Annotated in this window: 8 protein-coding genes and 1 tRNA gene; 8 read left to right on the top strand and 1 reads right to left on the bottom strand. The window is 42.7% G+C overall.

Annotated features, from left to right (window positions below):
• Positions 1 to 89 precede the first annotated feature (89 nt).
• Positions 90 to 3,980, bottom strand: a complete 3,891-nt coding sequence (locus J8Z28_RS15990; RefSeq protein ID WP_250659677.1) for a hybrid sensor histidine kinase/response regulator transcription factor — start codon at positions 3,978 to 3,980, stop codon at positions 90 to 92.
• 210 nt (positions 3,981 to 4,190) lie between these two features.
• Here J8Z28_RS15990 and J8Z28_RS15985 point away from each other — a divergent pair.
• The 8 genes from J8Z28_RS15985 (at position 4,191) to rpoB (ending at position 12,247) form a co-directional block, all read left to right on the top strand.
• Positions 4,191 to 4,267, top strand: a tRNA-Trp gene (locus tag J8Z28_RS15985).
• Between the two features lie 132 nt (positions 4,268 to 4,399).
• Positions 4,400 to 4,777 (top strand): preprotein translocase subunit SecE, encoded by a 378-nt coding sequence (gene secE, locus J8Z28_RS15980; RefSeq protein ID WP_036971579.1) that lies wholly within the window; start codon positions 4,400 to 4,402, stop codon positions 4,775 to 4,777.
• Between the two features lie 4 nt (positions 4,778 to 4,781).
• Positions 4,782 to 5,339, top strand: a complete 558-nt coding sequence (gene nusG / locus J8Z28_RS15975; RefSeq protein ID WP_054554826.1) for a transcription termination/antitermination protein NusG — start codon at positions 4,782 to 4,784, stop codon at positions 5,337 to 5,339.
• Positions 5,340 to 5,553: 214 nt separating this feature from the next.
• On the top strand, positions 5,554 to 5,982 hold the full coding sequence (gene rplK, locus J8Z28_RS15970) for a 50S ribosomal protein L11 (protein ID WP_054554827.1): 429 nt from the start codon (positions 5,554 to 5,556) through the stop codon (positions 5,980 to 5,982).
• Between the two features lie 4 nt (positions 5,983 to 5,986).
• Entirely contained in the window at positions 5,987 to 6,691 is a 705-nt protein-coding gene (gene rplA / locus J8Z28_RS15965; protein WP_054564002.1) for a 50S ribosomal protein L1, read from the top strand.
• A 319-nt stretch (positions 6,692 to 7,010) separates the two neighbouring features.
• Positions 7,011 to 7,505 (top strand): 50S ribosomal protein L10, encoded by a 495-nt coding sequence (gene rplJ, locus J8Z28_RS15960; RefSeq protein ID WP_054554829.1) that lies wholly within the window; start codon positions 7,011 to 7,013, stop codon positions 7,503 to 7,505.
• Between the two features lie 81 nt (positions 7,506 to 7,586).
• A complete protein-coding gene (gene rplL / locus J8Z28_RS15955) occupies positions 7,587 to 7,949 on the top strand; it encodes a 50S ribosomal protein L7/L12 (protein WP_054554830.1) in 363 nt (120 codons plus the stop codon).
• A gap of 272 nt (positions 7,950 to 8,221) precedes the next feature.
• Positions 8,222 to 12,247: a DNA-directed RNA polymerase subunit beta gene (rpoB, locus tag J8Z28_RS15950; RefSeq protein ID WP_055022150.1), complete on the top strand. Its 4,026-nt coding sequence runs from the start codon at positions 8,222 to 8,224 to the stop codon at positions 12,245 to 12,247.
• Positions 12,248 to 12,253: the final 6 nt, after the last annotated feature.

The raw sequence follows: 12,253 nt of genomic DNA, 5'->3' as shown, positions 1-12,253 counted from the left end.
ACGCCGCACTATGGGCTTTGTTGTTATTGACGTTTGTATGGATAAGCTATAAAAATCAGTGTTTTATTAATAGCACTCAGGCGAAAAGTTTATTCACTTACACGAAATTCGGCATGTTTTTGATGTTTTTCTCGATACTGTTTTGGTGATAAGCCTGCATAGCTCTTAAAGCTTCGGGCAAAATAGCTTTGCGAGCTAAAACCCGCTTGATCCGCGATTTGACCAATTGCTAATTCGCTATCGATTAGCTGCTTTTTTGCAAATTCTAAGCGAGTATTACGCAAATAATCAGAAGGCGTTTGTGAGTACAAGGCTTTCATTTTTAGTTGCAGCGCACGGGGACTTAAACATAACACAGAGGCTAGCTGCTCAACCGAGAAGCTTTCATCTTGGTAGTGTGCTTGTACTGTCTGCTTAAGCTTTTCAGTGAAGGAATAATCTTTATTTTGTACTGTTACAGCGGCTGTATCACTATTCAGAGGAGCTGCCAGTTGTGCTGTTAGGTGCTGGTTTAAAATATGTCTTAGATTAAGCAGGCCTTTTACTCTGCTTACTAGTAGAGTAGGTTCAAAAGGTTTACTCAAAAAATCATCAGCTAATAAATCAAGCCCTTTTAAGCGGCTGTGGGTATCTGCTTTAGCAGAAAGTAATAATACTGGGATATGACTGGTGGCTGGGTTTGAACGCAGTGCTGCTAATAATTGATAACCATCCATATTTGGCATCATCACATCACTAATAATGAGTTCAGGCAGGTCTGTTTGGCATAAATCAAGCGCTTGCTGACCATCAGTTGCACAGATACAGTTAAACTCGTTATTAAATAAAGAAAGGAGCAGCTCTGCCATTTCCTCATTATCCTCAACAATCAGCAATGTCTGTTGTGAGGTAAGAACTTGCGTAGCACTATTAATGTGATTATCAGCACTTTCAACCATAGGCAATGATACAGTGAAGCAGCTACCTTCAGCGATTTTACTGCTTACACTGATAGAACCACCGTATTGTTCAACGAGTTGTTTTACTAAGCTCAGGCCAATACCACTACCTGGTTCAGATGATGCTACGCGAGTAAAGCGCTGAAAAACCGACTGCTGATGCTCACTGGCAATACCCACACCGGTATCCGTAATTTTAAACTGTAACGCTTGTTGCACTTCACTAAGGTGAATAGCGACTGTGCCACCTGCAGGGGTGTACTTAAGTGCATTGCTTATCAGGTTACTAAAAATCGAGTGAGCATGTTCAGGAGCAAGGTTAATCTTAAGTGCTTTAGTGGTGGTGTCAGTAAAGTTAAATTGCAGCTTTTTTTGCTCATACAGAGGCCTGAAATCCGCCACTAAATCTGTTAAAAATGGCGTAATAGCATAAGGGCTGACAGTGTAAATTGCCGTGCTTGGGCGTTGACTCAATTGTAAAAGTTGATTGATGAGCTCAAGTAAGCGCTGGCAGTTACGTTTGATGCTCGCTAGTTGCGATTGAGCTTGAGAGTCTGCATTGCTTCGCTGTAACTGACTGATCGGAGCGAGTATTAAGCTAAGTGGTGTTTTGAGTTCATGACTAATGTTATCTAAAAATTGATCTTTTAATTTGTTTAACTCAATTTCGGTTTGCTTCTCTTGCTCTGCTAGTTTGCGCTTGTACAAGGCATTTAACACAAGCCAAATCAGTGCTAAAGCAAACGTAAAGTAAATGCCGTAGGCTAATTTAGTTTGCCACCAAGGAGGCACAACAGTAAGCGCTAATAGCTGTGTACTGTCACTCCATTGGCCATATTGATCTTTTGCTTTTAGCAATAACTGGTAGTGACCAGCAGGCAATTGCGGATAGTTAATTTGCCTAAGGGATGCATCGGTATATAAAAATTGCTCATCAAAGCCAGCTAGCTTGTAGCCATATTGGTAATGTTTTGGAGTCGCGCCATTTTTTAATGCACTAAATTTAAAGCCGATAACCCCCGCTGATTTTGCAAACGAGAATGTCTGAGTTGCACTAGCAAGCGTATTGGTTTGCTTATCAAAATGATTACTTTTAATTGCTCGGTTATTAAGTAATAACTCAGTTAACACTGGAGTCGGGGGAGTGTGCGATAAGGTTAGTTGCTCTGGGTAAAAATGATTATAGCCATTAATACCCCCAAAAAATAACTCGCCATCGTCTGCTTGAAAGCTCGCACCTAATATAAATGACTGGTGTTGAATACCATCTTCAGGCAAAAACTGCTGCATTTGCTGTGTGCTGGGGTTATAGCGAGTGAGTCCGTCATTGGTCGCAAGCCAAAGCATGCCCTGTTTATCGGCAAGAATGTCGAAAATGTTGTCATTAGCTAAACCTTGCTGTTCAGTAATGTGTTTCACTGTGAGGGTACGCTTGTTGACTTGATTCAAGCCTTGCATGGTGCCAACCCAAATGCTGTCTTCACTGAGTAATAAAGAGGTAACCATATTGTGGCTAAGCCCTGTCTCGCCGGAATCTTGCTCATCTAATAAACTAAATTGCTCTGTTGAGATATCGAGTTTATTGAGTCCTGCTCGGGTACCAATCCATAGTGCGTGCTCTTCATTATCATAAGCCAAAGTAAATACGGTGTTGTTGGCAAGGCTATTTTGCGCATCATTGTGCTTATAGTGAGTCACCTTGGCAGAGGTTGGTTCAAAGCGGGTTAAGCCTTGGTTACTACCTAGCCAAAGTGCACCTGTTTTGTCGCTGGTAATTGCGTAAACACGATCACTGGCTAGCTGGTGGCTTTGCATGGTGAAAGTTGTAAACTCATCAAGGCTGTCTTGATACTTAATTAAACCGCCACCGTAAGTACCAACCCATAATTGCTGGTTAGCATCTTCGTGTAGGGCAAATATATTGTTATTAGGTAGGGCGTTTTTAAAGTGCTGATAACCAGACGTTGTTTTGCGGTTGAGTCCATCACGGGTTCCAACCCATACCTCACCATTGGCTCTTTTAACTATTGAACGAACAAAGTTATGACTTAACGAATTTGCTTGAGAGGTTTTTAATTGATGAGAGAACTGTTGCTGCTTAGGATCATAGCGGTGCACACCATAGCCATCAGTACCTAGCCAAATAATGCCTTGAGAGTCTTGAAAAAGAGAAAGCAGGTAGTCGCTGCTTAAGCCGTTGGGGTTTTGCTTGTCATGGCGATATTGAGTGAATTGCTCTTGTAAGTCAGCACCCGCAGGTAAAAGGTATAGACCTTGCCCGTAGCTTGTAAGCCAAAGGTTTTGCTGTTGGTCAATCAGGCTGTCTGTTACCCAGACTCCATTAAACTGTTCGATTTTTTCACTACTTTGCGTAGCTAAATTTAATATATAAAGACCTTTTTTAGCGCCAATAAACAGCTTTTCGTCATTAAGTAACTTGAGATGCCAGAGCGGCACGGAGATCTGAGCATGCTGAGTAAATTGCTCAGTAATTGGGTCAAATGAAATAAGCCCTTTATCTGTGGCAAGCCAAATTAGTTCATCGGTAATAACAATGTCTCGAACCAGTGGCTGCGCTGACTTATAGTGAAAGTGTGTAAAGCTATTATTTGATACATCAAAACGGGTTAACTTACCGTGTTCGTGGCCTAGCCACAGAACATCATCTTTAGCTAACGCCATAGACCAAATTTTATCTTCACTTAGGCTTTCATTATGGTGTGTAGAAAACACCTCAAACAGACCGGTTTTAGGGTTGAGTCTATTAAGCCCTTTGCTTGCAGTCGAAAACCATAGCTGGTTTTTACTGTCTTTGACACAACCGGTGATCCAGTTCCCTGAAATGCTTTTATCATTGCTGTTAGCTTTAAAACGCTTAAATTCATAACCATCAAAGCGATTTAAGCCACCTTGTGTGGCAAACCATAAAAAGCCTTGCTGGTCGGTGATGCTGCAAGTGATTGAATTTTGGCTGAGGCCTTGCTGACTATTAAAAGTGCCTAGGTGTAAAGAACGTGCACTAGCCTGATTAGCTATCAACAAAATGAGGCATAACAATACAATATTAAAAGGGGATTTTAATAGCAGCACACTGATCCATGTTGTTTTATGTTCCTGTAATGGGTTTATAATAAACTGCTTTTTAATCAATGTTAATATTGATTTTTAAACGAACTGATGAGATTTTAACTAATGGGTATCTTTTACTCTTGTGTTAATGAATTGCGTAAGTATAATAGGCATCCACTTTGCAGGGGCGTAGTTCCAATTGGTAGAACAGCGGTCTCCAAAACCGACGGTTGGGAGTTCGAATCTCTCCGCCCCTGCCACTTTTTACACAATGTGTGCTAAGTCTGAAATTAAAAATCGGTTTAAACAAGTCAGTTTTTAAGTTTAGATTTTAATGGATTAACCCTGCCAGAGCGCAGGGTTGTTGTGTCTGTAGTTAAGGTAAAAATATTATGAGCACGAATGTAGAAACACCATCAAGTGCGATGGATTCAGTAAAGTGGATTGTAGCAATTGCGCTACTAGCAGGCGCAGTCGTTGGTAACCACATGTATGCAGACCAATCTGTATTATTACGTGCTATTGGTGTAGTGGTTGCTGTTGCAGCTGGTTTAGGCATTGCCTCACTAACTGAAAAAGGTCGTACTTTTCTTGCGTTTGCAAAAGAAGCACGTATCGAAGTACGTAAAGTTGTGTGGCCAACTCGCCAAGAAACAACACATACGACATTAATTGTAATGGTTGCAACTGTGATTATGGCGCTTATCCTTTGGGGATTAGATGGCATTTTATTCCGCGCAGTAGGCTTTTTAACTGGATTGGAGATCTAATCCCATGTCGGATGAGAAGAACGAAAAGAAACTACGTTGGTACGTAGTACAAGCTTTCTCTGGTTACGAGAAGCGTGTAGCACAAACTATTCTTGAGCACATCAAGATCGAAGGTTTGGAAGATAGTTTTGGTGAAGTATTAGTACCAACTGAAGAAGTTGTTGAGATGCGCGCTGGCCAAAAGCGTAAATCTGAGCGTAAATTCTTCCCAGGTTACGTACTAGTTCAAATGGACATGAACGATGCAAGCTGGCACTTAGTGAACAGCACTGCACGTGTTATGGGCTTCATTGGTGGTACGTCTGATCGTCCAGCACCAATTAGCCAAAAAGAAGCTGATCGCATCTTAAACCGTCTTCAAGAGAACTCTGAAGCACCTAAGCCAGCTACATTATTCGAGCCAGGCGAAGTTGTTCGTGTTATCGATGGTCCATTTGCTGACTTCAGCGGTGTTGTTGAAGAAGTTGATTACGAGAAGAGCCGCGTGAAAGTGTCTGTTCTTATCTTCGGTCGTTCGACACCTGTTGACCTTGAATTTGGTCAAGTTGAGCAAGACAAGTAAGTAAAAAATTAAAGCTGCCAAAATCGTTTAATATTTTGGCAATACGCTTGAAAAAGGCCGCTGATTAACTTATAATCAGCGGCCTTTTTGTGTTAGGGCAAGTTACAACTTGTTTTATCACTAAAAAGTGAGAACCAATTTTTAAACTGGGAAGCCGTTAGAGTACGCGTCCTCGCGCGCACAAGGCTATGACCCACCAAATGAGGTATTTATTATGGCTAAAAAAGTTGAAGCTATTATCAAGCTACAAGTTGCCGCTGGTATGGCTAACCCTAGTCCTCCAGTAGGTCCAGCACTAGGTCAACACGGTGTAAACATCATGGAATTCTGTAAAGCGTTCAACGCACGTACAGAATCTATCGAAAAAGGCGCTCCAGTTCCTGTAGTGATCTCTGTTTACGGTGACCGTTCTTTCACGTTCGACATGAAAACTCCACCGGCTGCTTACTTACTTAAGAAAGCTGCAGGCATCAAATCAGGTTCTGGCCGTCCTAACACTGAAAAAGTGGGTACAGTAACTCGTGCTCAACTTGAAGAAATCGTTGAGACAAAACGACCTGACCTTACAGCGGCTGATATGGACGCTGCAGTTCGCACTATCGCAGGTTCTGCGCGTGCGATGGGCTTGAACGTAGAGGACTAAGATAATGGCAAAATTAACTAAACGTATGCGTACTATCCGCGAAAAAGTGGATGTAACTAAAGATTACGAAATCAACGAAGCAGTTGCTCTTTTAAAAGAGTTAGCGACAGCTAAATTCGTAGAAAGTGTTGACGTTGCTGTTAACCTTGGTATCGATGCTCGTAAATCTGACCAAAACGTTCGTGGTGCAACTGTACTACCTAACGGTACTGGTCGTGAAGTTCGTGTTGCTGTATTCACACAAGGCGCTAACGCAGATGCTGCGAAAGAAGCTGGTGCTGAATTAGTGGGCATGGAAGATCTTGCTGAACAAGTTAAGAAAGGCGAGATGAACTTTGACGTTGTTGTTGCATCTCCAGACGCTATGCGTGTTGTTGGTCAACTAGGTCAAATCTTAGGTCCACGTGGTCTAATGCCAAACCCTAAAACTGGTACTGTAACTCCTAACGTTGCAGAAGCAGTTAAAAACGCGAAAGCAGGTCAAGTTCGTTACCGTAACGACAAGAACGGTATCATCCATACTACTATCGGTAAGGTTGATTTCACTGCTGAGCAACTTCAACAAAACCTTGAAGCTCTTATTGTTGCGCTTAAGAAGGCTAAACCTTCTCAAGCAAAAGGTACTTACGTGAAGAAAGTAACTATCTCTACAACAATGGGCGCAGGTGTTGCTGTTGACCAAAACTCTCTAAGCACAGTTGTTGCTTAATTAAGAGTTTACATGGCGCGAAATTTGAACTATAATTTTGCGCCATTTTGTTGAGAAAGTTAATTTCGAAACAAGTAAAGAATTCGGGTTGAAGTCCATAATTTCGTAATGCCTTCGGGTAAAAACGATAAATTGGACTTCCGTCCAAGACCGTAGGCGGCTTCGGCCTTAATATTTTACCTACGTAGACGGTGTGAATCCCCAGATAGATTTTTCCTAATCTTCTGGCTCTCGCCGTAAAAAGCATCTCCATCTTTGATGGGGAAGAGTAGAACAGGGAAGCCAATTTCGGCAACCCATTAAACCAGGAGTAACACCCATGGCTTTAAATCTTCAAGGCAAAAAAGCAATTGTTGCTGAAGTCAACGAAGCAGCCACTGGTGCTCTTTCTGCAGTTGTTGCAGATTCTCGTGGTGTAACAGTTGGTGCTATCACTGCCCTTCGTAAAGAAGCTCGTGAAGCTGGTGTATGGATGAAAGTTGTTCGTAACACTTTAGCTAAACGTGCTGTTGAAGGTACAGATTTTGAGTGCCTTTCTGACTCACTTGTAGGTCCAAGCTTAATCGCTTTCTCTTCAGAGCACCCAGGTGCTGCTGCGCGTATCTTCAAAGATTTCGCGAAGAAGAACGAGAAATTCGAAGTTAAGACGGCTGCATTTGAAGGTAACGTAGTAGACGCAGCTATGCTAGCAACTCTACCTACTTACGACGAAGCTGTTGCACGCTTAATGAGCGCTATGAAAGAAGCGTCTGCAGGTAAATTGTGTAAAACAATTGAAGCAGTACGTGTACAGAAAGAAGAGCAAGCTGCTTAATTTTAAGCTGTTTTTTTGTTCACTTTCGGTGTAATATTTTTTTTGGGCTATATTTAGTCCGTAATAATTAGGAAATTTGTAATGTCTGTAACTAAAGACCAAATCCTTGATGCTATTGCTGAAATGTCAGTAATGGACGTTGTTGCTCTAGTTGAAGCAATGGAAGAAAAATTCGGCGTAACTGCAGCTGCTGCTGTTGTTGCTGGTCCTGCTGCTGAAGCAGCTGAAGAAAAGACTGAGTTCGACGTAATCCTTACTGGCGCTGGTGCTAACAAGGTTGCAGCTATCAAAGCTGTACGTGGTGCTACTGGTCTTGGCCTTAAAGAAGCTAAAGCACTTGTTGAAGCTGCTCCTGCACCTATCAAAGAAGGTGTATCTAAAGAAGAAGCTGAAGCACTTGCAAAAGACCTTACTGAAGCTGGTGCTGAAGTTGAGGTTAAGTAATCTAGCTTACGCTAGGTTCGCTGCCTGAGTAATCAGGCAAGGGCTGGTGATTATTTAATCACCGGCCTTTTTGCGCTATAGAGCGATGCAATCCTGTAACGCAAATAAAATCTAATTTTCTCTTTACTTTCAAGTTGTTACCTAGTTTGGTGTTGAAAGTGTCAGAGCAAAATAGAACAACAATTTAATGTTGTACATCTTGGCTTAGATGCCAGTTAAGTCTGTTCTTACAAGAACAGGTCGGGTCAAAGATCAGCAAGCTGAGGAACCCCATGGCTTACTCTTATTCTGAAAAGAAACGTATCCGTAAGGATTTTGGTAAACGTCCACAAGTTTTGGATATACCTTTCTTACTGTCGACGCAGTTAGAATCGTTTAAAAAATTCTTAGTCCCTGACGCTGATGGCGATCACGGTTTGGAAGCTGCTTTCCGTTCTGTGTTTCCTATCAAAAGCTACTCGGGAAATTCTGAGCTTCAATACGTAAGTTATCGTATTGGTGAGCCAGTATTCGATGTAAAAGAATGTCAAATTCGCGGTGTGACTTATTCTGCTCCACTTCGCGTAAAATTGCGTCTTGTGGTGATGGACAAAGAAGCACCAGGCACAGTTAAAGACATTAAAGAGCAAGAAGTTTACATGGGCGAAATTCCGCTCATGACTGATACCGGTACCTTTGTTATCAATGGTACAGAGCGTGTTATCGTTTCTCAGCTACACCGTAGCCCTGGTGTATTCTTTGATAACGACCGCGGTAAAACTCACTCGTCAGGTAAAGTACTTTATAACGCGCGTGTAATTCCTTACCGTGGTTCATGGTTAGACTTCGAGTTTGATGCAAAAGATAACCTTTATGTACGTATTGACCGTCGTCGTAAATTACCGGCGTCAATCATCTTACGTGCACTTGAGTACTCAACGGATGAAATCCTAGAGATATTCTTCGATACAACTGCGTTTGAAGTTGCTGACGGTAAAGTTCTTATGGAACTTGTTCCTTCACGCTTACGTGGTGAAACTGCCGCTTTTGATATCAAAGGCGAAGACGGTGAAGTCCTTGTTGAAGCGGGTCGTCGTATTACTGCGCGTCACATCAAGAACATCGAGAAAAAAGGTATTAACCAATTAGAAGTACCGCATGAGTACATCATTGGTCGTGTTGTAGCTAGAAACTATGTTGATGAGTCAACTGGTGAGATCATCGCAAACGCGAATGACGAGCTATCACTTGAGCTAATGGCTGAATTGGTTAAAGCAGGTCACACTAAGATTGATACACTATATATCAACGAAGTGGACAGCGGCGCCTACATGTCAGATACATTACGTATCGACACAACAAGCAACCGTTTAGAAGCATTAGTAGAAATTTATCGCATGATGCGCCCAGGCGAGCCACCGACGAAAGACGCGGCTGAAGCCTTATTTGATAACTTGTTCTTCTCTGACGAGCGTTACGATTTATCAACAGTTGGTCGTATGAAGTTCAATAGCCGTGTAGGTTATGACTCAGATACTGGCCCTGGCACATTATCGAAAGAAGACATCGTAGCTGTTATGAAAGTGCTTATCGCTATTCGTAACGGTGTTGGCGATGTTGATGATATCGACCACTTAGGCAACCGTCGTATCCGTAGTGTTGGCGAAATGGCTGAGAACCAATTCCGCGTTGGTCTAGTACGTGTTGAGCGTGCTGTACGTGAGCGTTTAAGCTTAGGTGACCTTGACGCTGTAATGCCACAAGATCTTATTAATGCTAAGCCTATTTCGGCTGCGGTTAAAGAGTTCTTTGGTTCATCTCAGTTATCACAGTTCATGGACCAAAATAACCCGCTTTCAGAAGTAACGCACAAGCGTCGTATTTCTGCATTAGGCCCGGGTGGTTTAACACGTGAACGCGCTGGCTTCGAGGTTCGAGACGTTCACGTAACTCACTATGGTCGTGTATGTCCAATCGAAACGCCTGAGGGTCCAAACATCGGTCTAATTAACTCATTGTCTACGTACGCACGTACGAATGACTATGGTTTCTTAGAAACACCTTACCGTAAAGTGGTAAACGGTGTAGTTACTGATGAAGTAGATTACTTATCAGCCATTGAAGAAGGTCAGTTTGTTATCGCTCAGGCGAACTCAAACTTGAACGAAAACAATGAGTTTGTTGATGAACTAATTCCATGTCGTCACAAAGGTGAATCAACCTTTATGGGCAAAATGGATCAGCAATATATGGACGTATCACCACAACAGGTGATCTCTGTAGCGGCAGCACTTATCCCGTTCCTAGAACACGATGATGCTAACCGTGCATTGATGGGTTCAAACATGCAACGTCAAGCTGTACCAACACTTATCGCGGACAAACCGCTGGTAGGTACAGGTATCGAGCTTACACTAGCGAAAGATTCTGGTGTAACTATCGTTGCTAAGCGTGGTGGTGAAGTAATGTATGCGGATGCAAGCCGCATCGTTGTAAATGTACATGAAGATGAGCGTATTCCAGGTGAAGCGGGCATCGATATTTACAACCTTACTAAATACACTCGCTCAAACCAAAATACATGTATTAACCAAAAACCAACTTGTATGGTTGGTGAGCCGGTAACACGTGGTGACGTATTAGCAGATGGTCCTTCGACTGACTTAGGTGACTTAGCACTTGGTCAAAACCTTCGCGTGGCATTCATGCCATGGAACGGTTATAACTTCGAGGATTCAATCCTACTATCTGAGCGTGTAGTTCAAGAAGATCGTCTAACGACTATCCACATTCAAGAACTACAATGTATCGCACGTGATACTAAATTAGGTCCTGAAGAGATCACAGCAGATATCCCTAACGTAGGTGAGTCTGCACTAGGCAAGCTTGATGAATCAGGCGTTGTTTATATCGGTGCTGAAGTTAAAGGCGGCGATATCCTAGTAGGTAAAGTGACTCCGAAAGGCGAAACGCAATTAACACCAGAAGAAAAGCTACTACGTGCTATCTTCGGTGAGAAAGCGTCAGACGTTAAAGACAGCTCTTTACGCGTACCAAACTCTGTAACTGGTACCGTAATCGACGTACAAGTTTTCACCCGTGACGGTGTTGAAAAAGATAAGCGTGCGTTAGAAGTTGAAGACATGCAGCTTCGCGAAGCGAAGAAAGACTTCAACGAAGAGTTCCGTATCTTAGAAGCCGGTGTATTAGACCGTGCTCGTAAGCTACTTGTTGACGCAGGTCTGAACGCAGATTCAATTGCATCACTAAATGCTGAAAAGCTGCTTACTCAAAGCCTTGCTGAAGAAGACAAGCAAGCTGAACTTGAGCAACTAGCTGCCCAGTACGATGAGCTTAAAGCTGAATACGATAAGAAGTTTGAAAACAAACGTCGTAAGATCACTCAAGGTGATGACCTAGCACCAGGCGTACTTAAGATTGTTAAAGTATACCTAGCTGTTAAACGTCGTATCCAACCGGGTGATAAGATGGCGGGTCGTCACGGTAACAAAGGTGTTATCTCGACTATCGTACCAGTAGAAGATATGCCATACGATGACAAAGGTCGTACGGTAGACATCGTTCTGAACCCGCTAGGTGTACCATCACGTATGAACATCGGTCAGATCCTAGAAACACACATGGGTCTTGCTGCACGTGGTGTGGGTGAGCGCTTAGAAGAAATGATGAAAGAGCAGCGTGAACTGCACGAAATCCGTAGCTTCGTTAAGAAAGTTTACGAATTAGGTGATTGTCGTCAGAAAGTTGATATCGACTCGTTCTCTGATGATGAAGTTCGTCGCTTAGCTGATAACTTGAAAGGTGGTTTACCGATCGCAACTCCAGCCTTTGATGGTGCTCGTGAAAGCGAAATCAAAGACTTACTAGAGCTTGGTGGTTATCCAAGAAGCGGTCAAGTTACACTTTATGATGGCCGTACTGGCGATCAGTTCGAACGTCAAGTAACTGTTGGTTACATGTACATGCTGAAACTTAACCACTTGGTTGATGACAAGATGCACGCACGTTCAACTGGTTCTTACAGCCTTGTTACTCAGCAGCCGCTGGGTGGTAAAGCTCAGTTCGGTGGCCAGCGTTTCGGTGAGATGGAGGTGTGGGCACTAGAAGCTTACGGTGCTGCATATACTCTACAAGAAATGCTAACAGTGAAATCGGATGACGTGAACGGTCGTACTAAGATGTATAAGAACATCGTAGATGGTAACCATAAGATGGAACCAGGTATGCCAGAATCGTTCAACGTATTGTTGAAAGAAATCCGCTCACTGGGTATCAACATCGAGCTGGAAGAAAATTAAGCCATT

It is taken from the genome of Pseudoalteromonas sp. SCSIO 43088 (genome assembly GCF_023650795.1).
Taxonomy (GTDB): Bacteria; Pseudomonadota; Gammaproteobacteria; order Enterobacterales; family Alteromonadaceae; genus Pseudoalteromonas; species Pseudoalteromonas shioyasakiensis.
This window is presented reverse-complemented; position numbering and strand designations above follow the sequence as displayed.